22 protein-coding genes are annotated in these 24181 nt (G+C 66.9%); 21 read left to right on the forward strand and 1 reads right to left on the reverse strand.

Features of this window, described 5'->3' with window-relative positions; genetic code table 11:
• The first annotated feature begins 66 nt into the window (after window positions 1-66).
• From ACV095_RS09505 to nusB, 14 genes are all read left to right on the forward strand, one after another.
• Entirely contained in the window at window positions 67-1551 is a 1485-nt protein-coding gene (locus ACV095_RS09505) for a replication-associated recombination protein A (RefSeq protein WP_223991633.1), read from the forward strand.
• 168 nt (window positions 1552-1719) lie between these two features.
• A complete protein-coding gene (rpsD, locus tag ACV095_RS09510; RefSeq protein WP_009357431.1) occupies window positions 1720-2346 on the forward strand; it encodes a 30S ribosomal protein S4 in 627 nt (208 codons plus the stop codon).
• A gap of 145 nt (window positions 2347-2491) precedes the next feature.
• Complete coding sequence (locus ACV095_RS09515; protein WP_018769323.1) at window positions 2492-2866, forward strand: DUF948 domain-containing protein; 375 nt, start codon at window positions 2492-2494, stop codon at window positions 2864-2866.
• A gap of 17 nt (window positions 2867-2883) precedes the next feature.
• Complete coding sequence (locus tag ACV095_RS09520; protein WP_222430050.1) at window positions 2884-3114, forward strand: DUF6167 family protein; 231 nt, start codon at window positions 2884-2886, stop codon at window positions 3112-3114.
• Between the two features lie 123 nt (window positions 3115-3237).
• Window positions 3238-5916 carry an alanine--tRNA ligase gene (gene alaS / locus ACV095_RS09525; protein ID WP_056390465.1) on the forward strand — a complete coding sequence of 893 codons (2679 nt, stop codon included), beginning with the start codon at window positions 3238-3240 and terminating at the stop codon, window positions 5914-5916.
• Between the two features lie 7 nt (window positions 5917-5923).
• Window positions 5924-6523, forward strand: a complete 600-nt coding sequence (ruvX, locus tag ACV095_RS09530; protein WP_056390463.1) for a Holliday junction resolvase RuvX — start codon at window positions 5924-5926, stop codon at window positions 6521-6523.
• Window positions 6520-8256 carry an endolytic transglycosylase MltG gene (gene mltG, locus ACV095_RS09535; RefSeq protein WP_478223338.1) on the forward strand — a complete coding sequence of 579 codons (1737 nt, stop codon included), beginning with the start codon at window positions 6520-6522 and terminating at the stop codon, window positions 8254-8256. The genes ruvX and mltG overlap by 4 nt, the downstream gene beginning before the upstream one ends.
• Window positions 8253-9113 carry a shikimate dehydrogenase gene (locus ACV095_RS09540; RefSeq protein WP_018769318.1) on the forward strand — a complete coding sequence of 287 codons (861 nt, stop codon included), beginning with the start codon at window positions 8253-8255 and terminating at the stop codon, window positions 9111-9113. Before mltG ends, ACV095_RS09540 begins: the two co-directional genes overlap by 4 nt.
• Window positions 9114-9136: 23 nt before the next feature.
• A complete protein-coding gene (aroC, locus tag ACV095_RS09545) occupies window positions 9137-10336 on the forward strand; it encodes a chorismate synthase (protein WP_026265774.1) in 1200 nt (399 codons plus the stop codon).
• Window positions 10336-10905: a shikimate kinase gene (locus tag ACV095_RS09550; protein ID WP_018769316.1), complete on the forward strand. Its 570-nt coding sequence runs from the start codon at window positions 10336-10338 to the stop codon at window positions 10903-10905. The genes aroC and ACV095_RS09550 overlap by 1 nt, the downstream gene beginning before the upstream one ends.
• The gene (aroB, locus tag ACV095_RS09555) at window positions 10902-11993 is read left to right on the forward strand and encodes a 3-dehydroquinate synthase (RefSeq protein ID WP_056390453.1); all 1092 of its coding nucleotides are present in this window, start codon (window positions 10902-10904) and stop codon (window positions 11991-11993) included. Before ACV095_RS09550 ends, aroB begins: the two co-directional genes overlap by 4 nt.
• The gene (locus ACV095_RS09560; protein WP_018769314.1) at window positions 11993-12511 is read left to right on the forward strand and encodes a hypothetical protein; all 519 of its coding nucleotides are present in this window, start codon (window positions 11993-11995) and stop codon (window positions 12509-12511) included. Before aroB ends, ACV095_RS09560 begins: the two co-directional genes overlap by 1 nt.
• A 172-nt stretch (window positions 12512-12683) precedes the next feature.
• On the forward strand, window positions 12684-13247 hold the full coding sequence (gene efp, locus ACV095_RS09565) for an elongation factor P (RefSeq protein ID WP_018769313.1): 564 nt from the start codon (window positions 12684-12686) through the stop codon (window positions 13245-13247).
• On the forward strand, window positions 13247-13657 hold the full coding sequence (nusB, locus tag ACV095_RS09570) for a transcription antitermination factor NusB (protein ID WP_018769312.1): 411 nt from the start codon (window positions 13247-13249) through the stop codon (window positions 13655-13657). The genes efp and nusB overlap by 1 nt, the downstream gene beginning before the upstream one ends.
• 64 nt (window positions 13658-13721) lie before the next feature.
• On the opposite strand, the gene ACV095_RS09575 is transcribed toward nusB, so the two are convergent.
• Complete coding sequence (locus tag ACV095_RS09575) at window positions 13722-14993, reverse strand: PrsW family intramembrane metalloprotease (protein WP_018769311.1); 1272 nt, start codon at window positions 14991-14993, stop codon at window positions 13722-13724.
• Window positions 14994-15178: 185 nt separating this feature from the next.
• Here ACV095_RS09575 and pyrR point away from each other — a divergent pair, with 185 nt between their 5' ends.
• From pyrR to pyrF, 7 genes are read left to right on the forward strand one after another with little or no spacing between them, the layout of a single operon-like run.
• Window positions 15179-15766 carry a bifunctional pyr operon transcriptional regulator/uracil phosphoribosyltransferase PyrR gene (pyrR, locus tag ACV095_RS09580; protein WP_018769310.1) on the forward strand — a complete coding sequence of 196 codons (588 nt, stop codon included), beginning with the start codon at window positions 15179-15181 and terminating at the stop codon, window positions 15764-15766.
• Complete coding sequence (locus tag ACV095_RS09585; RefSeq protein WP_018769309.1) at window positions 15763-16791, forward strand: aspartate carbamoyltransferase catalytic subunit; 1029 nt, start codon at window positions 15763-15765, stop codon at window positions 16789-16791. The genes pyrR and ACV095_RS09585 overlap by 4 nt, the downstream gene beginning before the upstream one ends.
• Window positions 16791-18131: a dihydroorotase gene (locus tag ACV095_RS09590; RefSeq protein WP_018769308.1), complete on the forward strand. Its 1341-nt coding sequence runs from the start codon at window positions 16791-16793 to the stop codon at window positions 18129-18131. Before ACV095_RS09585 ends, ACV095_RS09590 begins: the two co-directional genes overlap by 1 nt.
• Window positions 18131-18649 carry a PH-like domain-containing protein gene (locus ACV095_RS09595; protein ID WP_478223339.1) on the forward strand — a complete coding sequence of 173 codons (519 nt, stop codon included), beginning with the start codon at window positions 18131-18133 and terminating at the stop codon, window positions 18647-18649. Before ACV095_RS09590 ends, ACV095_RS09595 begins: the two co-directional genes overlap by 1 nt.
• Window positions 18630-19928: a glutamine-hydrolyzing carbamoyl-phosphate synthase small subunit gene (gene carA, locus ACV095_RS09600; protein WP_043424936.1), complete on the forward strand. Its 1299-nt coding sequence runs from the start codon at window positions 18630-18632 to the stop codon at window positions 19926-19928. Before ACV095_RS09595 ends, carA begins: the two co-directional genes overlap by 20 nt.
• Window positions 19928-23242 (forward strand): carbamoyl-phosphate synthase large subunit, encoded by a 3315-nt coding sequence (gene carB / locus ACV095_RS09605; RefSeq protein ID WP_018769305.1) that lies wholly within the window; start codon window positions 19928-19930, stop codon window positions 23240-23242. The genes carA and carB overlap by 1 nt, the downstream gene beginning before the upstream one ends.
• Entirely contained in the window at window positions 23235-24113 is an 879-nt protein-coding gene (gene pyrF, locus ACV095_RS09610; protein WP_478223340.1) for an orotidine-5'-phosphate decarboxylase, read from the forward strand. The genes carB and pyrF overlap by 8 nt, the downstream gene beginning before the upstream one ends.
• Window positions 24114-24181 lie beyond the last annotated feature (68 nt).

Below are 24181 nucleotides of genomic sequence, written 5' to 3' on the forward strand. Positions count from 1 at the left end.
TTGGTGTCAGGGCCGGGCGGAAGACGGAGGTGAAAAGCAGCGGTGGACTGGAAGTAGCCTATCTATGTGGATGATCTCTTCGGGCACGGACCAGAAAACGACGACGACGACGGTCCCGTCTCCGGGGCAAGCACCGGTTCCGGGGGCCAGGGTTCCAGGGGGCAGGGTTCCCGTAGCCAAGGTTCGCCGCGCAGTCCGCTGGCCGTCCGGATGCGGCCCCGCACCCTGGACGAAGTGGTGGGCCAGCAGCACCTGCTCGGCCAGGGTTCGCCGCTGCGGCAGCTGGCCGCAGGCGCCGGGGCGGACAGTACGGGCCCGGCCGGTCCCACCTCCCTCATCCTCTGGGGGCCGCCCGGTACGGGAAAGACCACGCTGGCGCACGTCATCGCGCGCGGACCGGGACGGAAATTCGTGGAACTGTCCGCCATCACCGCCGGCGTCAAGGACGTCCGCCGCGTCATGGACGACGCCCTGACGGCCAGGGACCTGTACAAGACCACCACGGTGCTGTTCCTTGACGAGATCCACCGCTTCAACAAGGCCCAGCAGGACGCGCTGCTTCCCGGCGTCGAAAACCGTTGGGTGGTCCTGGTGGCTGCCACCACGGAGAATCCTTCCTTTTCGGTGGTCTCACCCCTGCTGTCCCGCTCCCTGCTCCTCACGCTCAGGCCGCTGACGGATGCCGACATCGAGGGCCTCCTGGTGCGGGCCGTCGAGGACCCGCGCGGGCTGGGCGGGAAGGTCCGGCTCAGCGACGAAGCGCTGGAACACCTGGTCCGGCTGTCCGGCGGGGACGCGCGAAGGGCGCTCACTGCATTGGAGGCTGCGGCCGGCGTCGCCTTCGGTGACGCGGACGACGTCGAACGTTCCGTGGGGGAGGAGGGTGCAGCTGCTGAGCCGGTCACCGCTGAGCCGGTCACCGTGGAGTTGCGCCACACCGAGCGTGCGCTGGATGCGGCCGCCGTCCGCTATGACCGTGCCGGTGACCAGCACTACGACGTGGCCAGCGCATTCATCAAGTCCATCAGGGGCTCGGACGTGGATGCTGCCCTGCATTACCTTGCCCGGATGCTTGAAGCCGGGGAGGACCCGCGGTTCGTGGCGCGGCGGATCGTCATCTCGGCGGCAGAGGATGTGGGCATGGCCGACCCCACGGCGCTGCAGACCGCCGTGGCCGCGGCGCAGGCGGTGCAGCTGATCGGGATGCCGGAGGGACGGATCATCCTGGCTGAGGCCGTGGTCCACCTCGCCACCGCGCCAAAATCGAATGCCGCCTACATGGGCATCAACAAAGCCATCGCGGACGTGCGCGCGGGACTCGGCGTCGGCATTCCCGCACATCTGCGGGATGCGCACTACCCGGGCTCCAAGCAGCTGGGACACGGCGTGGGGTACAAGTACGCCCACGACGCCCCGCACGCGGTGGCAACGCAGCAGTACCCGCCGGACGACCTGGTGGGCCGCGACTACTACCAGCCCACCGGCAACGGAGCGGAACGGGACATCGCCCAGCGGCTGGAGCGGTTGCGGAAGATTGTGCGGGGCAAGTAGCCGCCATGGTAGGCTGGATGTTCGTCTGGCAAGGCACGGACGCACAATCTCCCCAATTCGTTGAGAAGGTTATGCCCTGCGCCCAGTAGCAAAAGGCAGCGGTTGGCCGATGCTCTCCATCGTGGAGGCCAGTAACACTGACACACCGCAGATATTGGAAGGACACTAGTGGCTAACAACACTCGTGCTCGCCGTCAGGCCCGCCTCTCGCGGTCCCTCGGCATCGCTCTGACCCCCAAGGCCGCCAAGTACATGGAGCGCCGCCCGTACGGCCCCGGTGAGCATGGCCGTGCCCGCAAGAAGCAGGACTCCGACTACGCCGTACGTCTGCGCGAAAAGCAGCGCCTGCGCGCCCAGTACGGCATCCGCGAAGCACAGATGACCCGTGCCTTCGAAGAAGCCCGCCGCACCAAGGGCCTGACCGGTGAAAACCTCATCGAGCTGCTCGAAATGCGTCTCGACGCCCTGGTCCTGCGTGCCGGCTTCGCCCGCACCATCGCCCAGGCCCGCCAGCTGGTTGTGCACCGCCACATCATGGTTGACGGCGTCCGCGTTGACCGCCCGTCGTTCCGCGTCGGCGAGGGCCAGCTGGTCCACGTCCACAGCCGCAGCGAGACCATGGTTCCGCTCCAGGTTGCCGCAGCCGGCGCACACCGCGACGTCCTGCCTGCCGTTCCGGCCTACCTGGACGTCAAGCTGGAAGCCCTGCAGGCACGCCTGGTCCGCCGCCCCAAGCGTTCGGAAATCCCGGTGACCTGCGAAGAGCAGCTCGTCGTCGAATTCTACGCACGCTAAATCCCAGCAGCGTATCCAAAGAAGCCCGTGGCACGCGCCGCGGGCTTCTTTGTATGTAAGGTACTTGGGGGAACATCTGCGCAACGGGCATTCCGTCACGCCGCGGATGGGGCTCAATCACAGAATTTCGAGGAGATGAACGTCTATGACTGGTGGCGATATTGCCGGCCTGATCGCTGCCGGGGTGTTCGCGCTCCTGGTGCTGCTGCTCGCGGTCCCCATCCTGAAGCTGGGGAAAGTCTTCGACGAAGTGCGGACTGCCATCAGGTCCATCAGCGACGGCGCCACGCCCCTGATGGATGAGGTAACGGCCACCGTTTCCACCACCAACCAGCAGTTGAAGAAGGTGGACGGTATCGCGTCCAACGTCTCCGACGCATCCGCCAACATTTCCGCCCTGTCCTCGCTGGTGGCCGCCACGGTGGGCTCGCCGCTGATCAAGGTTGCGGCGTTCAGCTACGGCGTGCGCAGCGCCGTCGCCAACCGCCGGAAGCCCGCTGCTGGCCGCCGCAGCCGCTAGATTCGAAGAGAACGAATATGAAAAGAATTGTCTGGATGGGAATCGGCGTGGCCATTGGGGTCATTGCCTTCCGCAAAGTGAGCCAGGCCCAGTCCACTCTTGGACCTGAGGGCCTCAACCGTGCGGTAGGGCGTCTTGCCGACGGGGTGTACGACTTCGCGGATGCCGTCCGCGCAGGGATGCGCGAACGGGAAACCGACCTGCGGACCGCCCTTGGCGTCGAGTCCGCGGAACTGGTCCGCCGCTGAGCCCGCGGGGCACAACCGGCACCAGCCAACAACCGGCAGGAACCCGATCCGGGAACCTTGCCACCTGAACGAAATTTCCGTGCCGCCCGGCGGGACGGACCAAGAAGGGTAAGAAAACAGCTCATGAAGTCGCAGGAGATCACAAAGCGCTGGGTGGACTTTTTTGTCAGCAAGGGCCACACGGCGGTTCCCTCCGCATCGCTGGTCTCCAGCGACCCCTCCCTGCTGTTCACGGTGGCCGGCATGGTCCCGTTCATTCCGTACCTCACTGCCCGCGAAGAAGCGCCCTACTCCCGCGCCACCAGCGTGCAGAAGTGCATCCGCACCGGCGACATCGAGGAAGTGGGCAAGACTGCCCGCCACGGCACCTTCTTCCAGATGTGCGGCAACTTCTCGTTCGGCGACTACTTCAAGGAAGACGCCATCAAGTTCGCCTGGGAGCTCCTCACCAAGAGCGTTGACGACGGCGGCTACGGCCTTGCGCCCGAACGTCTGTGGGTGACGGTCTACGAAGAGGACGACGAAGCCGAGGAACTGTGGCTGAAGAACACCGGCGTCCCGGCTGAACGCATCCAGCGGATGGGCAAGTCGGACAACTACTGGCACACCGGCCAGCCCGGACCCGCCGGCCCCTGCTCCGAGATCTACTACGACCGCGGTCCCGCCTACGGCGTTGACGGCGGCCCCATCGCCGACGAGAACCGCTACGTCGAGATCTGGAACCTGGTGTTCATGCAGTACCAGATCGAAAACGTCCGCTCCAAGGTGGACTTCGACGTCGTCGGCGAGCTGCCCAAGAAGAACATCGACACGGGCCTGGGCATGGAACGCCTTGCCATGATCCTGCAGGGCGTCGAGAACATGTACGAGACCGACCAGGTGCGGCCGGTCATCGACAAGGCCGCCGAACTGTCCGGCAGGGAATACACCTCCGCCGAAACCCCGGACGATCCCCACCACACCGACGACGTGCGCATGCGCGTGGTGGCCGACCACATCCGGTCGGCACTGATGCTGATCTCCGACGGCGTGACCCCCTCCAACGAGGGCCGCGGATACGTCCTGCGCCGCCTCATCCGGCGTGCCGTCCGTTCCATGCGCCTCCTGGGTGTGGAACAGGCCTGCCTGCCTGATCTGCTGCCCGTATCGCGCGACGCCATGAAGGGCGTCTACCCGGTGGTGGCGACCGATTTCGACCGGATCAGCCGCATTGCCTACGCCGAAGAGAAGGCGTTCCTGCGCACCATCGCGTCCGGCACCGCCCGGTTGGAAGAGGCCGTGAAGGAATCCAAGGCCGCCAATAAGCCGCTGTCCGGTGCGGACGCCTTCACGCTGCACGACACTTACGGCTTCCCCATCGACCTCACGCTGGAGATGGCGGAGGAAGCGGGACTCAAAGTGGATGAGGCGGCCTTCCGCGGCCTCATGCAGGAACAGCGCCAGCGCGCCCAGGCCGATGCCAAGGGCAAGAAGGGCGGCCACGCCGACCTCACCGTCTTCCAGGACATCCTGGCCCAGGGCGAGACGGTCTTCACCGGGTACACCGAGCTTGAGGGCGAGTCGCGCGTTCGCGGCCTGCTCAGCGCCGGCCGCCAGGTGCAGCAGGCCGCCACCGGCGACGAGATCGAACTCGTCCTGGCCGAAACCCCCTTCTACGCCGAAGCCGGCGGCCAGGCCGCCGACACCGGCCTGATCACCGGTGACGGATTCGTCGTCGAGGTCCTGGACGTCCAGCGGCCCGTGAAGGGTCTGAGTGTCCACAAGGCGATTGTCCGCGAAGGCGAAATCGGCGCTGACTCGCTGGTGCGCGCCGCCGTCGACCGTGAACGCCGCCATGCCGCTGAGCAGGCCCACACGGGCACGCACATCGTGCATGCCGCGCTGCACCAGATCCTTGGTCCGGAGGCCACCCAGCGTGGATCCTTCAACAAGGCGGGGTACCTGCGCTTCGACTTCGCCTGGGGCGAAGGCCTGAGCACCGCCACGCGGTCCGAAATCGAGGAAGTCTCCAACCTGGCCATCCGTAACAACTACGCGGTGGAAACGAAGATCATGGGGCTGGCCGAAGCGAAAGCCATGGGCGCCATGGCCCTTTTCGGGGAGAACTACGGCAGCGAGGTGCGCGTGGTGGAGATCGACGGCGCGTGGTCACGCGAGCTGTGCGGCGGCACCCACGTTGCCAACACCTCGCTGATCGGCAGCCTGTCGCTCCTGGGCGAACAGTCCGTCGGCTCGGGCAACCGCCGCGTGGAGGCCTTCGTTGGCATGGAGGCCTTCCGCCACCTTGCGGCTGAGCGTGCCCTGGTGACCGAACTGACGGACCTGTTGAAGGTCCCGTCCGGCCAGCTCGCCGACAGGATTTCCGCCACCCTGGCCAAGTTGAAGGCCACCGAGAAGGAACTGGACCGGCTCCGCAAGGAACAGCTGGCCGCTTCCGCTGCGCAGCTGGTCAACACCGCCCAGGACGCCGCAGGCGTCAAGGTGCTGGCCCACGACGCCGGCACCGTCAGCGGAGCCGATGACCTTCGCGGCCTGGCCCTTGACCTGCGCAACCGGCTCGGTTCGGCAGCTGCCGCCGTGGCTGTGGCCGGCGTCGCCAACGACCGTCCACTGATCCTGGTAGCCACCAATGAGGCAGCCAGGGAGGCCGGCGTCAAGGCCGGTGCCCTGGTCCGGGTGGCTGCCGGTGTCCTCGGTGGTGGTGGCGGCGGCAAAGACGACGTCGCCCAAGGCGGCGGAACCGACGCCGGAAAGGTCGGCGCTGCCCTGGCAGCCGTCGTCGACGCCATTTCAAGGCGCTAACCACGTTATGACCGATCCTGTTGCTGCCGGCGGCTACCCCCAGGGCGTCAAACTGGGGGTGGACGTCGGCACCGTCCGGGTGGGCGTGGCCGTCTGCGACCGCGACTCCATCCTTGCCACGCCGTACAAGACCCTCGACCGGAATGCCAGGAAAAACTCGGACGTGCGCGTCATCGCCAAACTGGCGGAGGAACTCGGCGCGGTGCAGGTTATCGTCGGGCTGCCCAGGACGATGAAGGGCGAAGAACATGCCTCGGCCAGGATGGCCACGGACTATGCCCTCCTCCTCGCCGCGGAGTTTTCACGGCGCGGTCTTGCCGTTCCGGTGAACCTCGTGGATGAGCGCCTCAGCAGTGTCACGGCCCACCGGAACCTGCACGAAGCTGGCATGAGCAGCAGGGACCACCGTAAAGTAGTGGATCAGGTCGCGGCGGCGGGTATTCTTCAGCACGCCATCGACATGCAGAAAGCCAGGGGAGCGGATGTCGGCTCACGCGTGACAGCGCCACCCCCGTCCGTGGACCTGGGGGCCGGTGGGACGGACGAAACCGTCCGCGCCATCCCCGCAGACACGGCCCAATCTTCAGATAATGGAAGGCAACAGTGAGCCCTGCCAACATTGACGACACCTTCGGCCGGCTGGATACCGGGGCTGGGAGGCCGTTGACCCGCAAGGAACTGCGGGCACGGGAGAAGAGCCTCAATACCGGTGGCCAGGACGCCGTGCCCGAGCAGGCCTATGAAACCGGCGACGTCCCGCCGCCCCCGGCCGCACCGCCTGCGGCGCCGTCGCCAGCAGCGGCGCCCACGTTTGCTCCGCTGCCCGGCGCAGGTGATGTTCCTGCGGCACCGGAGGCACCCCCGTCCATCCAGGACGAAGAGCCCGCAGGTCCTTCCCACGCGGACCCTTTCGACGGCGACGCTGCCGCCCCGGACGCCCCTGCGCCCCTTGGACATCACGACGACGTCCCGCACCATGGCAACGTCGGCGGCCATGACGCCGTCGGACACCAGGACGCTGTCACGCTTCATGACGATGTGCACCATGAAGTCGCCCTGCACCACGACGCCGCCGGGCACCAAGACCACGTGCACCACGCAGCGGACCTGCACCACCCGGACCTGCACAACTACCAGGAAGTGCACGGCGACCATGTCCACCACGCCGCCGGATACCACGACGATGCCCACGTGGACGCACCGCACCACGATGTCCACCACCACGACGCGGACCATGGATTGCTGCCCGGCTCATCGGCAGCCCAGGTAGTGCCGCGCCCCTCGAAGAAGGTCCGGCGCCGGCGCAGGCTGCTCGCCCTGTTCCTGACCCTTGCCGTTTTTGTGGCGGCTGTGGCCGTGGGAGCCCAGTTCCTCAAGCCACTCCTTGGCAACGGCAAGCCTTCGGACTTCCCGGGTCCCGGATCGGGTGAGGTCCGGATCACGGTGGCAAGCGGCGAGGGAACCCGATCGGTCGCCACGGAACTGGAGAACCAGCGCGTCGTGGCCAACGCCGACACGTTCATGCAGGCGTTCCATGCCTCCGGCGGCACATTGTCGCCGGGCGACTACACCTTCAAAACCGAGATGAAGAACGCGGACGCGGTCAACATCCTGGCGGGCAAGGACAAGACGAAGGTCATTTACTTCGCCCTTAGCGCGGGCCTCAGGATTGGCGAATCGCTGCAGGCGATCTCGGAGGGCTCGGGGATTTCCGTGCAGCAGCTGCAGGCCCTCAGCAACCAGCCCGCACAGTTTGGCCTGCCCGCCAACGCCAAGAACCTCGAAGGCTACCTGGCACCGGGTGAGTACCGTTTCCCGCTGGGAACCCCGGCCAAGGACATCCTGCAGGCGCTGGTGAAGTCCACCACCGATGAACTCGTGTCGCAGGGCATCACGGACCCCGCCAAGCAGTACCAGGCCGTTATCGTGGCCAGCATTGTCCAGGCCGAGGGCGGACAGGCAGACTACGGTGACGTGGCGGGCGCCATTTACAACCGGCTCAAGCCCAATGACCAGACCGGTGGCTTCCTGCAGGTTGACTCCGCCGTCACGTACGGCCTTGGCACCCGGAGCTTCAACTTCACGGACGAGCAGCGCCAGGACAAATCCAACCCCTACAACACCTACGCCAATCCGGGGCTGCCGCCGGGACCCATCGGTTCTCCCGGCAAGACCGCCATCGATGCGGCCGCCCGGCCCAAGGCCAATGACTACCTGTACTGGGTGACCATCAATTTGGACACCAAGGAAACCAAGTTCGCCAAGACACTGGCTGAACACAACGCGTACGTCGAGCAGTACAACGCGTGGTGCCAGGCCAACGCGGGCCGCTGCACATGACTCTGCGGGCTGCCGTGCTGGGCCACCCGATCAGCCACTCGAAATCCCCAGCGCTGCATCTCTCGGCATACGGGCAACTGGGTGCGGGCATCAGCTACACGGCCATCGACGTCACAGAGGAGTTGCTGCCGTCCTTCATGCGCCAGATCCGGCACCAGCCGGGCTGGCGCGGGCTCTCCGTCACGATGCCGTTGAAGACGGCGATGCTCCAGGAAGTGGACGAGGTACGGGGAGTCGCGCAGACCCTGGGCGTGGTGAACACCGTTACCTTCGAGGACTCAGCCGGCGGCATCAGGACGGTGGGCTCCAACACGGACGTTGCCGGGATCGTCAACGCCCTGTGCCATGCGGGCACCCCCGCAGCACCAACGGCTGTCATCCTTGGTGGCGGCGGGACCGCTGCATCGGCCATCGCTGCCCTGAAGGAACTGGGCACCGGAACGGTGCAGGTCTTCGTCCGCGATGCCTCACGCACAGCAGATGTCCGTGCAGCCGCGGACAGCCTGGGAGTTGCCCTGGAGGTCCGCCCCCTGACTGGAGCCGCGCGCCCCACGTCGGAAGCCGACGTCGTGATTTCCACCCTGCCGCCCCGTGCGGCAGACGGACTCGCAGCCGAAGTGGCCGCCTTGAAAGCTCCGACGCCCGGCGTGCTGCTGGATGTTGCCTACGATCCGTGGCCCAGCCTGGTTGCCTCGGTATGGCAGGCCGGCGGTGGCCGCGTGGTGCCGGGGCTGGAGATGTTGCTTTACCAGGCAGTGGAGCAGGTGCGGCTCTTCACCCGTCGCGGGGAAGACGTTAATGCAGCTGTCATAGATGTGATGTGTGACGCAGTCGGCCTTGCCCGGCGGGCGTTCTGACCGCCCTACGTGGCAGGATGGAAATTATGCGTTGGTTGACTGCCGGTGAATCCCATGGTCCGGCTCTGATGGGAATTATTGAGGGCGTCCCCGCCGGTGTGGAAATCACCAGCGGGCACATCGCAGACTCCCTGGCCCGCCGCCGCCTTGGCTACGGCCGCGGTGCGCGGATGAAGTTCGAGCAGGACGTGGTCACCATCCTCGGCGGTGTCCGGCACGGCATCACCCAGGGCGGCCCCGTTGCCATCCAGGTGGGAAACACCGAATGGCCCAAATGGGAGCAGATCATGTCCGCCGACCCGGTGGCCCCCGAACTCCTCGCCGACCAGGCGCGCAACGCGCCCCTGACGCGTCCCCGTCCGGGGCACGCGGACTTCACCGGCATGCAGAAGTACGGCTTCGACGAAGCGCGTCCGGTGCTGGAACGCGCCAGCGCGCGGGAGACCGCCACCCGGGTGGCGCTGGGCACCGTAGCGGCGCAGTTCCTCAAGCACCTCGGCATTGAGCTCGTCAGCCACACCGTGTCCATTGCCAGCGTGACGGTGCCCGAAGGCCGTCCGTTGCCCGTGCCGGGCGATGTCATTGCCCTGGATACCGACCCCCTGCGCTGCTTCGACCGTGACACGTCGAACGCCATGGTGGCCGAGGTGGACGCCGCGCACAAGGAAGGCGAAACACTGGGCGGCGTGGTGGAGGTCCTTGCCTACGGCCTCCCGCCGGGACTTGGCAGCTACGTGCACTGGGACCGCCGACTGGACGCCAGGCTTGCTGCGGCCCTCATGGGGATCCAGGCCATCAAAGGCGTGGAGGTGGGCGACGGCTTCCTCACCGCAGCCCGCCGCGGTTCTGCCGCCCATGACGAGATCGTCCGCGACGGCGGCGGCCGGATTGTGCGCGCCAGCAACCGTGCCGGCGGCATCGAAGGCGGCATGAGCATCGGGGATGTCCTCCGCGTCCGTGCAGCCATGAAGCCCATCGCCACCGTGCCGCGTGCCCTGCGGACCATCGACGTCAGCACCGGTGAACCGGCCAAGGCCCACCACCAGCGCTCGGACGTTTGTGCAGTCCCGGCCGCCGGCGTGGTGGCCGAGGCCATGGTGGCCCTGGTCCTCGCCGAGGCTGTCATCGAAAAGTTCGGCGGTGACTCCGTGGCGGAAACCGCACGCAACATCAAGGGTTACCTGGACAACATCCCGGCATCCCTGGACTCGATCGGCCAGTAGTGCTCCACCGCAGCAGTACCGGATCTGTCGGCGACCGGCCGATTGTGCTCATCGGCCCCATGGCCGTGGGCAAATCGGCCATCGGCCAGCAGCTGGCGCAGCAGTTGGGCGTCCGGTTTGTCGACACGGACGCCGTGATCGTTGCCGGGCACGGATCCATCGCCGAGATCTTCGCGGGCCGCGGTGAACACGCCTTCCGGGAAATTGAGGCGCGGACCGTCGCCCGCGCCGTTGAGGAAGCCGAAGGGACAACCACTGTTATTTCGCTCGGCGGGGGAGCGGTGCTCGACTCGGGGACGCAGCAGCTGATCAGCCACTGCACCGTCGTGTACCTGGAGTGCGACGCCGACACCGTCGCCGACCGGATTGCCCGGAACTCCGGCCGGCCGCTCCTTGCCGGCGACGCCATGGGCCGCTGGACAGCAATGTTCGCCACCCGCAGGCCGGTCTACGAGAAGCTGGCCGACATCACACTGGACGTCCGCCACGGCTCGATACCCGAGCTCGGCGGCCGGCTGGAAGCAGCACTGCGGAACCACGCAGCTGCCAAACAGGAAGTTGAAAAGTGAACACCCAATCAACAGTCATCAACGTCACCGGCGAGGGTGCCGGCAACAACTACGGCGTCGTCGTCGGGCGCGGCCTGCTTGGTGACCTTCCCGCGCTGCTCGGGGAGCGCGTCCGCCGGGTCCTGGTGATCCACCCCCGCGCCCTGCGCCTCACCGGCGACACCGTCCGCGATGAACTCGCAGCCGCCGGTTTCACCTCCCTCACCGCCGAAATCCCGGACGCCGAAGAAGGCAAGCACATCCAGGTGGCAGCTTTCTGCTGGCAGGTCCTGGGCCAAAACGACTTCACCCGCTCGGACGCCATCGTCGCCGTCGGCGGCGGGGCAGTGACCGACCTGGCAGGCTTCGTCGCCGCCACCTGGCTGCGGGGGGTCAAAGTCATCCACATGCCCACCAGCCTGTTGGGCATGGTGGACGCGTCCGTGGGCGGCAAGACCGGCATCAATACCGCGGAGGGGAAGAACCTCGTCGGCGCCTTCCACCCGCCCGCCGCCGTCCTGGCGGACCTGGACACCCTGGACACGCTGCCGAAGAACGAGATCATTTCCGGACTGGCCGAGGTGATCAAGTGCGGCTTTATTGCCGATCCCGCCATTCTTGACCTGGTGGAAAAGGACCCGGCCACCGTGGTTGACCCGCGCTCCGACGTGCTCCGGGAACTCATCGAGCGGGCTATCGCCGTCAAGGCGAAAGTTGTTTCCGAGGACCTCAAAGAGTCCGGGCTGCGGGAAATCCTGAACTACGGACACACCCTGGGACACGCCATCGAACTGGTGGAACGGTATTCCTGGCGGCACGGCGCCGCCGTGTCCGTGGGCATGATGTTCGCAGCGGAACTTGCCCGCAGCGTGGGCCGGCTCAGCGATACCGACGCCGACCGGCACCGGAGCATCCTGGAAGGCCTTGGGCTCCCGGTCACCTACCGGCGGGACCGTTGGCAGGGCCTGCTGGACGGGATGCGGCGCGATAAGAAATCCCGCGGCGACCTGCTGCGCTTCGTGGTGCTTGACGGCATCGCCAAACCGGGGATCCTCGACGTCCCGGACACCTCGCTGCTGTTTGCGGCCTACCAGGAAATTGCCTCCTGATGCAGGGCAACATGAGCGGAACCTCCGACTGGCCCGAGGCCGGCTTCCCGGGTATCCGGATCAATCCGGACACGCTGCTGCCCCAGGTCGTCAACGAGGACGCGGTGCGGGAGGCGTTGGCCGCCTCCACCGACCCCGCTGACCACATCTTCGTGCTGCTGGTTGAGGGCCACGCGTCCGAAGCTGCCGAACTGCTGGCCGAGGCACGCTTCAAGGACCCGGAATCATTCCTGCTCCGTGTGTTCGAAGCCGAGGTGCTCAGCGTCAGCCACCGCATGGACCGTGCCATTGGGTTGTTCCGGCAGCTCCTGGCTGAGGCGCACGGCACGCCGCGGGAGGCCCTGGCCCTGCTGTACCTGGGCCGCACGCAGTACGCAGCCGGCCAAACCTCCGCGGCGGTGGAGTCCTTCTCCAGGGCGCTTGACCTGGGGGTGGCGCAATCGGCGGATGCCGCCCAGATCTATTCCTCCACGGTGGCCCTCCAGCGTGCCAGGGACGTCCTGGACCTGGCCTGCTGAGCCGGCCGGCAGCGCCGGCGGAAAGGCCCGCTCCGATTTACCGGTAGAATGGTTGTGGAATTTTTGCATCCACGCGATTTTTGACAAACACGTGCAGGCGGGCCGTTGTGGCGTGCCCGCCCGGCATACAGCATCTGACCACGCGGCCAGACAAAGAAACCAGAGGAAACCAGTGGCAACCACTAACGACATTAAGAACGGAACGGTCCTGAAGCTTGAGGGCCAGCTCTGGAACGTCATCGAATTCCAGCACGTCAAGCCCGGCAAGGGCGGCGCCTTTGTGCGGACCAAGATGCGCAACGTGATGTCCGGCAAGGTTGTTGACAAGACCTTCAACGCCGGGCTCAAGATCGAGACGGCCACCGTGGACCGCCGCGACTACCAGTACCTGTACCAGGACGGTGCGGACTTCGTCTTCATGGACACCTCCGACTACGACCAGATCACCGTCTCCGGTGCCACGGTGGGCGACGCCACCAACTTCATGCTCGAGAACCAGATGGTCAACATTGCCATCCACGACGGCAACCCCCTCTACATTGAACTGCCGCCGAGCGTCGTCCTCGAAATCACCTACACCGAGCCGGGCCTGCAGGGTGACCGCTCTTCCGCGGGTACCAAGCCCGCCACGCTGGAGACCGGCTACGAGATCCAGGTTCCGCTGTTCATCGAGAACAACACCAAGGTCAAGGTGGACACCCGCGACGGCAGCTACCTGGGCCGGGTCACTGAGTAGTGAGCGCCCGCGGTAAAGCCCGCAACAGGGCACTGGATGTTCTTTTCGAGGCGGAGCAGCGCTCCGTTTCGGCGTTCGACGTGCTTCGTGCGCGCCGGGAAAAGACCGACCAGGTGGTCAACCCCTACACCCTGGAAATCGTCGAAGGCGTGCTTTCCCAGCAGGCAGCCATTGACGAGTTCCTGGAGACGTACTCGCAGGGCTGGAGCCTGGAGCGGATGCCGTCCGTAGACCGCATCATCCTGCGCATCGGCACCTGGGAGCTGCTCTACAACGACGACGTCCCCGACGGCGTGGCGGTCAGTGAGGCCGTCGCGCTGGCCAAGACGTTGTCCACGGACGAGTCGCCGCAGTTCATCAACGGCCTGCTGGGCCGGCTGCAGCAGCTGAAGCCTTCGCTGCTCGCGTAGCCTTTCCACCACGCAACAGGGCCCCGCCATCCGGCGGGGCCCTGTTGCGTGCAAGCGGTTCACATCATCCGGCCACTGCCGCCCTCAGGGACACGATCCGCTGGAGCTGCTGCCTTTCCTCGGCCTGGTGCAGCGGAACATCGCGTCCGCTCAGGATCCGCTGGCGGGTGTTGGCAAGCTGGGTGGCCGCCTTCACGAACTGCTTCATCTGCCGCTTCCTGCCCGAACCCGCAGCCCATGCCAGGACCATGCGCCTGCCGCCGCGGGTGGCCAGCAGTTGGACTTCCGCGGGCGTGAACCATCCCGCAGCGGAATACTCCATCAGCCGCTGCCGGGTGAGGCGGTTTTCGGCCACCCGCAGGAAGATGATGCCGCCCACTGCCAGCACGAAGATCGGTACCTGGACCATGATGTAGTCCAGCAGGAAGCCGCCGCCCATGCTGTTCCACCTGTTGTGCAGGAACATGGCCGGCAGCAGTCCCACGAAGAAGGCGCCGATCGAGGCGCCCGTGTGCCAGCGCCTGGCAGCGAAGCCCATGACCAGGCCTGTGGTGCCGGTGAAAATCGCATGGGCGAAGGGGGACATGACACCGCGGAGGAAGAACACCTGGGCGAAGTCGCTGGCCGGGGATGCCGATTCCGCGATGGCCCTGCCGAAGTAGAGGATGTTTTCGGTGAAGGCGAAGCCGCCGGCGATGGTGAAGGCAAACACCACCCCGTCCACGGGACCGTCGAATTGCCGGCGCGCCGCGAGGAGGAGGATGAGCAGGCCAAGGGACTTGGCGAACTCCTCGACGATGGGGGCCTGGACGGTGGCCATGTAGGTCTGCAGGTCTGGTTCGTCGGTGAACTGGAAGGCGATCACGAAGAACGGCTGGATGAGCAGGGTCACGGCAACGGACACCGCCGCACCCCACGTGAAGGCAAAGAACAACAGCCGCTTGGGTTCCGGTTCCCACCTGTCGATGATGTGGACCGCAGCCAGGACCACCGACAGCGGGACCAGCGATGCCAGGAAACCAATCAGGAAACCGGCGGCGCCGGTGTTGGACAGCAGGAACGGCACCACCAGGAAAAGGCTCAGGAAAGCAAGCACGCCGCCCGCAACCGTCAGGCCCGCCAGCCCGCTGCGGGTCCGCGATGCCCGCAGCGCGGCTTCCTGCGCCTGCGGCGGCACCACTGCAGCCAGCGGGTGGCCCTGGTGTCCGGGGGCGGCGCGGTAGTATTCGGGCTGCACCTGTCCCATCCAGCTGGGATTGGCCTGCCGGGGCAGGGGGCCGGTGGGCCTGCGGTAGGGGTCGTCGGGGAGGCCGGAGGAAGGCTGCTGCGGATACATCGGCATATCCGAAAGCCTAAGCGGGGGCCACCACACCACAAAGGACCGGGCCTCCCGCGCCGTTCGGGTGTGACCAGTACCGCGTCACCCGGGGACCGGCCGGGCAGGGACCGTGTGGTAATTTTGAACAGCAAACATTCCTTTTTTAATTCCGTCCTGTGAGGCGGGGAAAGGGGAGACGAGCGTTGACTTCCGTCACCAGCGCACCGGTTCCAGCCAGGGTTGTCCTCAGCCAGGCGGACATTGACCGGGCACTTACTCGTATCGCCCATGAGATCCTCGAAGCCAACAAGGGATCCCAGGACCTGGTCCTGTTGGGCATTCCCCGCCGCGGCTACCCACTGGCTGTCCGGCTGGCGGAAAAAATCGCCGCCGCGGACGCCACCGTTGACGCCGCCGCCATTGTGGGCCAGCTCGACGTCACCATGTTCCGCGACGACCTCTCCCACCAGGGGACACGGCCGCCGTACCCCACCAGGCTGCCCCGGACAGGCATCGACAACAAAGTAGTGGTGCTCATCGACGATGTCCTGTACTCCGGCCGGACCATCCGCGCCGCCCTGGATGCGCTGGTAGATCTCGGCCGCCCCCGCATCGTCCGGCTTGCGGTCCTGATCGACAGGGGCCACCGCGAACTTCCCATCCGGGCTGACCACGTTGGCAAGAACCTGCCCACGTCCTCCGCCGAGAAGGTCCGGGTCCGGCTCGAAGAAACAGACACGTCCGACGCCGGAACCCCGGTCAACGAAGTCGTGATCGAAGGCGGCGCATGAAACACCTCCTGTCCACCGAGGACCTCAGCCTTTCGAACGCCATCCGCATCCTTGACACCGCGGAGGAAATGTCTGCCGTGGGGGAGCGGGAAGTCAAGAAGCTTCCCGCGCTGCGCGGACGCACCGTGGTCAACCTCTTCTTCGAGGACTCCACGCGGACCCGCATCTCCTTCGAAGCCGCTGCCAAGCGGTTGTCCGCTGACGTCATCAACTTTGCCGCCAAGGGATCATCGGTGTCCAAGGGCGAATCCCTCAAGGACACCGCCCAGACCCTGTCCGCCATGGGCGCCGACGCCGTCGTCATCCGGCACTGGGCCTCCGGCGCGCCGCACCGGCTGGCCGCCACCGACTGGATCGACGCCGCAGTCATCAACGCCGGCGACGGCACCCACGAACACCCCACCCAGGCCCTGCTTGACGCCTTCACCATGCGCCGGCACTGGGCCCGCCTGGCCGGCACGCGTTCCGATGGGACTGACCTGAAGGGCATGCGGGTCGCCATCGCCGGCGACGTCCTGCATTCCCGTGTGGCCCGGTCCAACGTCTGGCTGCTCCGGACACTCGGGGCCGAAGTCACGCTGGTGGCGCCGCCCACCCTCCTGCCGGTCGGCGTCGACAAATGGCCCTGCAGCGTCAGCTACGATCTGGACCAGACCCTGGCCAACGGTGTCGACGCCATGATGATGCTCCGCGTCCAGGGCGAACGCATGAACGCCTCGTTCTTCCCCAGCACCCGCGAATACTCGCGCCGGTGGGGTTTCGACGACAACCGCCTCCGCGCCCTTGACGACCTGGGCATGACGGACACCATCATCATGCACCCGGGGCCAATGAACAGGGGCCTGGAAATCAGCGCCGCCGCAGCGGACTCACCCCGTTCCACCGTCCTGGCTCAGGTCCGCAACGGCGTGTCCGTGCGGATGGCCGCACTGTACCTGCTGCTCTCCGGGGATACCCGGGAACCAGCCGCCCACCGGGCACCGGCCTATGCCGCCGCGGCCCCGTCCCCCAAGGAGAGCAACTGATGGCAGGCAACACCGGAACCTACCTCATCCAAGGCGCCGCCATCCTGGGCGGCGACCCCGCGGACCTGCTGGTCCGTGACGGCATCATCGCCGAGATTGGCACCGGCCTTGACGCTGATGGGGCCACTGTCATCGACGCTGCAGGCCTGGTGGCCCTGCCGGGCATGGTCGATGTGCACACGCACCTCCGCGAACCCGGCCGCGAGGACGCCGAGACCGTGGAGACGGGAACACGGGCTGCGGCCCTGGGCGGCTACACAGCTGTGCACGCCATGGCCAACAGCACCCCCGTCGCGGACACCGCAGGCGTGGTGGAGCAGGTCTACACTCTGGGCCGCGCGGCCGGCTGGGTGGACGTGCGCCCCGTTGGTGCCGTCACCGTTGGACTGGCAGGGGAGCAACTGGCCGAGCTGGGCGCCATGGCCGATTCCCGCGCCCGGGTGCGGATGTTCTCCGATGACGGCATCTGCGTCCACGACCCCGTGCTGATGCGCCGCGCCCTGGAATACGTCAAGGCGTTCGACGGCGTCGTGGCCCAGCACGCACAGGAACCCCGACTTACAGCCGGGGCACAGATGAACGAGGGCGACGTCTCCGCGGTCCTCGGCCTGACCGGTTGGCCCGCGGTCGCCGAGGAAAGCATCATCGCCCGCGACGTCCTGCTGGCCCAGCACGTCGGCTCGCGGCTGCATGTCTGCCACGTATCCACGGCAGGCTCGGTGGAAATCATCCGCTGGGCCAAGGAACGCGGCATCGACGTCACGGCCGAGGTCACCCCGCACCACCTGCTGCTGACCGATGACCTGGTGCGCAGCTACGACCCCGTGTTCAAGGTCAACCCGCCGCTGCGCACCGACGCCGACGTCCAGGCATTGCGCGCCGGGCTGGCAGACGGGACGATCGACGTTGTGGGTACCGACCACGCGCCGCACCCCAGTGAGCACAAGGAATGCGAATGGGCGCAGGCAGCCATGGGCATGACCGGGCTGGAAACCGCCCTGTCCGTGGTCCAGCACGCCATGATTGAAACCGGCCTGATGACCTGGGCGGACTTCGCCCGGGTCACGTCCACGGCGGCCGCGACGATTGGCCGGCTGAGCGACCAGGGCCGGCCCATCGAAGCCGGGGAACCCGCCAACCTCATCCTGGTGGATCCGGCGGCGCGCTGGACGGTGGACCCCTTCCAGATGGCCACCATGGGCCGCAACTCGCCGTTCAAGGGCAGGGAACTCCCCGGCAAGGTGGTGGCCACCTTCTTCAGGGGGCACCCCACCGTCCTTGACGGCAAACTCAACACCCCGCACCCGGACTCCGCCGCAACCCCGGCAGGCGCTGCCTGATGGACAAAATCCTTCCCGGACTTGCCATGCTGGCGGTGGTCGCCGTCGTGTTCGTCCTCCTCGCCGTCGGCTGGCGCAACCGCCTCAAGCGCCAGTCCGACGTCGAACAACTGCCCCAGGTGCCCGCCGTGCCCGGTGAGCCCACCGCAACTGCCGAAGGGCAGTACGTGGCCACCACCACGGCCGGCGACTGGCTGGACCGCATTGCCGTGCATGGGCTGGGGATCCGCACCAATGCCACCCTCGCGGTGTACCCGCACGGCGTGCTCTATGAGCGGTCGGGTGCGCCTGCGCTGTACATCCCCGCAGCCTCCCTCTCCGATGTCCGGCAGGACAGCGGCATGGCGGGGAAGTTCGTGGAGAAGGACGGCCTGCTGGTGCTGGCATGGACGCAGGGTGCCCACCAGCTGGACACCGGCTTCCGGACCCGCCGCGCCGCGGACAAGGACGTGCTCTACCAGGCCCTGCAGGATTTGATTTCGTCAGCCCCAGCGGCTGGTGCCACCAGTGGAAAGTAAGACAGTGAAAGCGAATACATTGACAGCAACCACCTCCGCTCCGGCAGCGCCAGCTGCGCTGGTACTCGAAGACGGGCGCATCTTCCGCGGCACCAGCTACGGCGCCACCGGCACCGCCCTGGGCGAAGCCGTCTTCGCCACCGGGATGACCGGATACCAGGAAACCATCACCGATCCCTCCTACGCCCGCCAGCTGGTGGTCCAGACGGCCCCGCACATCGGCAACACCGGCGTGAATGACGACGACGCCGAGTCCCGGCGCATCTGGGTGGCCGGCTACATTGTGCGCGACGCCGCGCGCCGGCCCTCCAACTGGCGCTCCGAACGGTCGCTGGACGAAGAGCTGGTGTCCCAGGGCATCGTGGGCATCCAGGGCGTGGACACCCGCGCCATCACCCGGCACCTGCGTGAGCACAAGACCATGCGCGCCGGCATCTTCTCCGGCGAGGCAGCCCAGGCCACGGACAAGGAACTGCTCGACGCCGTCCTGGCCAGCGCCCCCATGGAGGGCTCGCGCCTGGCCGAGGAAGTCAGCGTGGACGAAGCCTACGTCGTGGAGCCAAAGGACCACGGCTGGGACGGCGAACCCCGCCTCACCATCGCTGCAATCGACCTGGGCATCAAGGCCATGACCCCGGTCCGGTTCGCCGAGCGCGGCGTCCGAGTCCACGTGCTTCCCGCCACCGCCACCCTTGAGGACGTCAAGGCCGTCAACCCGGACGGCTTCTTCATGTCCAACGGCCCCGGCGACCCCGCCACCGCCGACGCCCAGGTCAAGCTGCTCCGCTCGGTCCTGGACGAAAAGCTGCCCTACTTCGGCATCTGCTTCGGCAACCAGATCCTGGGCCGCGCCCTGGGCTTTGGCACCTATAAGCTCCGCTACGGCCACCGCGGCATCAACCAGCCCGTGATGGACCGGCGCACCGGCAAGGTGGAGATCACCTCCCAGAACCACGGCTTTGCCGTGGACGCCCCCCTCGACGGCGCCACGCAGGCCCCGGAGGCACGCTACGGGCGGGTGGAAGTGAGCCACATCAGCCTGAACGACGACGTCGTGGAAGGCCTCGCCTGCCTGGACATCCCGGCGTTCTCCGTGCAGTACCACCCGGAAGCCGCGGCAGGACCGCACGATGCCGCCTACCTGTTCGACCGCTTCATCGAGCTCATGGAAGGCACACGGGACGGCCGGAACGCCAACGCGTCCAAGGACCCCGTGGACGCGGCCCACCCCGCAGGCGCTGACCACAAAAACGACAACAAGACTGAGGACAAGAAGTAATGCCGAAACGTACAGATCTCAAGAGCGTCCTCGTCATTGGTTCCGGCCCGATCGTCATCGGCCAGGCCGCCGAATTCGACTACTCCGGCACGCAGGCACTGCGTGTCCTCAAGGAGGAAGGCCTGCGCGTCATCCTCGTGAACTCCAACCCGGCCACCATCATGACCGACCCCGAGTTCGCCGACGCCACCTACGTTGAGCCCATCACCCCCGAGGTGGTGGAGAAGATCATCGCCAAGGAACGTCCGGACGCCGTCCTGCCCACCCTGGGCGGGCAGACCGCGCTGAACACCGCCATCGCCCTGGACAAGAACGGCGTACTGGAGAAGTACAACGTCGAGCTGATCGGCGCCAACATCGCCGCGATCGAGCTGGGCGAGGACCGTGAAAAGTTCAAGGGCGTGGTGGAGCGCTGTGGCGCGGAATCCGCCCGCAGCCACATCATCCACAGCATGAATGAGGCCCTCACGGCGGCCGAAGATTTGGGCTACCCCATGGTGGTGCGCCCGTCCTTCACCATGGGCGGTCTGGGTTCCGGCCTGGCCTACAACGAACAGGACCTGCGCCGCATCGTCGGACAGGGCCTGCAGTACAGCCCCACCAGCGAGGTGCTGCTCGAAGAGAGCATCCTGGGCTGGAAGGAATACGAGCTCGAAATGATGCGGGACAAGAACGACAACGTGGTTGTCGTCTGCTCCATCGAGAACTTCGACCCCGTAGGCGTGCACACCGGCGACTCCATCACCGTGGCACCGGCGCTGACCCTCACCGACCGCGAATACCAGAAGCTGCGCGACGTCGCCATCGCCGTCATCCGCGAGGTGGGCGTGGACACCGGCGGCTGCAACATCCAGTTCGCCATCGATCCCAAGACCGGCCGCGTGGTGGTCATCGAGATGAACCCCCGCGTTTCCCGCTCCTCGGCACTGGCATCCAAGGCCACCGGCTTCGCCATTGCCAAGATCGCCACCAAGCTCTCGCTCGGCTACACCCTGGACGAGATCCCCAACGACATCACGCAGAAGACCCCCGCGTCCTTCGAACCCACCCTGGACTACGTGGTGGTCAAGGTCCCGCGGTTCGCCTTCGAAAAGTTCCCGGCAGCGGACAACACCCTCACTACCACCATGAAGTCGGTGGGCGAGGCCATGGCCATGGGCCGGAACTTCACCGAAGCCCTGCAGAAGGCCCTGCGCTCCCTGGAACAGAAGGGCTCGCAGCTGGACTTCAGCTCCGTCCCGGAATGGGAAGTGCCGGAGCTCATCGAGAAGGCCAAGCGCCCCACCACCGAGCGCCTGCACCAGGTCCAGCGCGCCCTCCTGGGCGGCGCCACCGTGGAACAGCTCTTCGAAGCCACCAAGATCGACCCGTGGTTCCTTGACCAGCTGGAGCTGCTCAACGAAATCTCCCGCGAAATCCGCCAGGCCGGCGCCCTGACCGCCGACATGCTCAAGCGCGCCAAGCGCCACGGTTTCTCCGACGAACAGATCGGCGCCCTGACGCACAACCCCGAGGCCGTGGTCCGCGGCGTACGCCAGGCGCTGGGCATCCGTCCCGTCTACAAGACCGTGGACACCTGCGCCGCAGAATTCGCCGCCTACACGCCGTACCACTACTCGGCATATGACGAGGAGGACGAGGTTGCGCTGCACTCCAAGCCGTCCATCCTGATCCTCGGCTCAGGGCCCAACCGCATCGGCCAGGGCATCGAGTTCGACTACTCCTGCGTCCACGCCTCCATGGCGCTGCGCAAGGCCGGCTACGAGACCGTCATGGTCAACTGCAACCCGGAAACCGTCTCCACCGACTACGACGTCTCCACCCGCCTGTACTTCGAGCCGCTGACGCTCGAGGACGTGCTGGAGGTCATCGCGGCCGAGGAACGCACCGGCGGCGTCATGGGCGTGTTCGTCCAGCTCGGGGGCCAGACCCCGCTGAAGCTGGCCCAGCAGCTGGCCGACGCCGGCGTCCCCATCCTGGGAACGTCCCCGGAGGCCATCGACCTCGCCGAGCACCGCGGCGCCTTCTCCCGGGTGCTGGACAAGGCCGGCCTGGTATCGCCCAAGAACGGCACCGCCGTCTCCTTCGAGGACGCCAAGAAGATCGCAGACGAGATCGGCTACCCCGTCCTGGTCCGTCCGTCCTACGTGCTGGGCGGCCGCGGCATGGAAATCGTCTATGACGAGCCCAACCTCTCCCGCTACATCGCCAACGCCACCGAAATCACCCCGGACCACCCCGTGCTGATTGACCGGTTCCTTGAGGACGCCGTCGAAATCGACGTCGACGCCCTCTACGACGGCACCGACATGTACCTGGGCGGCATCATGGAACACATCGAGGAAGCCGGCATCCACTCCGGCGACTCCGCCTGCGTCCTGCCGCCGATCACCCTGGGGAGCAACGTCGTCGAACGCGTCCGCACCGCCACCCGCGCCATCGCTGAAGGCGTGGGCGTCCGCGGCCTGATCAACATCCAGTTCGCGCTGGCCTCGGACGTCCTGTACGTCCTGGAAGCCAACCCCCGCGCGTCCCGGACCGTGCCGTTCGTGTCCAAGGCCACCGGCGTCCAGATGGCCAAGGCCGCTGCCCTCATCGGCACCGGCGTGACCATCAACCAGCTCCGCAGCGCCTACAAGATGCTGCCCGAAACCGGTGACGGCTCCACCCTGCCACTGGACGCCCCCGTCGCCGTCAAGGAAGCCGTCCTGCCGTTCAGCCGGTTCCGGACCCTTGAAGGCAAGGTGGTGGACTCCCTGCTCGGTCCCGAGATGCGTTCCACCGGCGAGGTCATGGGAATCGACAAGCACTTCGACACCGCCTTCGCCAAGAGCCAGGCGGCCGCCAACAACGCGCTGCCCACCGAGGGCAAGGTGTTTGTCTCCGTAGCCAACCGGGACAAGCGCTCGGTGATCATGGGCGTCAAGCGGCTCTCGGACCTCGGCTTCGAGATCGTCTCCACCGGCGGCACCGCCGACGTGCTGCGCCGCAACGGCATCCAGGCCACCCCGGTCCGCAAGGTCGCCGAGGGCAGCAGCGCCGAGGGTGAAGGCACCATCGCGGACCTCATTGTGGCCGGCGAGATCGACATGGTCTTCAACACCCCCTCCGGCGGCGAAGCCCGCAGCGACGGCTACGAACTGCGCGCAGCGGCGACGTCCATCGGCATTCCGTGCATCACCACGGTGGCCGAGTTCAACGCCGCGGTCCAGGCCATCGAAGCCCTGCGCACCTACGAGTGGTCCGTCACCAGCCTGCAGGAGCACGCCGCCGCGCTTGCGGAATCACAGAAGGCTGCGCTGCAGCATGCCTGAGCAGGTACCAGGCAGCAGGCCGGTATCCGCCGCCGGCCGGGAGTCCTTCGGCTCCCGGCTCGGCGCGGCCATGGCCGCCCGCGGCCCGCTCTGCGTGGGCATCGACCCGCATCCGGCACTGCTGAAGAGCTGGGAACTGGACGACGACGCCGCCGGGCTGAGGCGTTTTTCCCTCACCGTCCTGGAGGCGGTGGCTTCGCTCGCTGCCGCGGTAAAGCCCCAGGTGGCGCTCTACGAACGGCACGGATCGGCCGGTATGGCGGTCCTGGAGGAAGTCCTGGCCACCGCCCGGGACGAGTCCGTCCTGAGCATCGCCGACGCCAAGCGCGGCGACATCGGGTCCACCATGGCCGCCTATGCCGACGCCTGGCTCCGGGACGGGTCCCCGCTGGCGGCGGACTCCGTCACGCTGAGCCCCTACCTCGGCTTCGAGTCGCTGCGCCCCGCGCTGGACCTCGCGGCCGAAACCGGGCGCGGTGTCTTCGTGCTGGCGCTGACGTCCAACCCTGAAGGCGCTTCCGTCCAGCATGTTGGCGGTAAGGACTCGGTGGCCCGCAGGATCACGGCCGCCGCAGCGGCCGAAAATGCCCGGTACGGGGGCAGCCTGGGTTCCGTGGGCCTGGTGGTTGGCGCCACCGTTGGCAGTGCCCTGAAAGACCTTGAACTCGACCTCGCTGCCGTCCGCGGGCCCATCCTCGCCCCCGGCCTGGGGGCGCAGGGGGCAACGCCGGCCGACCTCCGCTCCACCTTCGGCGACGCCTACCCGCTGGTCCTGGGAACCTCCAGCCGCGACATCCTTTCGGCAGGCCCGCACCTGGGTGGCCTGCGGGAGGCGGCCCTGCGGACGCTGGACGGGCTGCGGGGACAATAGGCTGCAATTGCCCGGATGCATTGATTCGGGCTGCACCAAAGGGTAGTTTCAGGACAGGTCCAAGGGCG

This window comes from Arthrobacter sp. JDC6, from assembly GCF_056484025.1.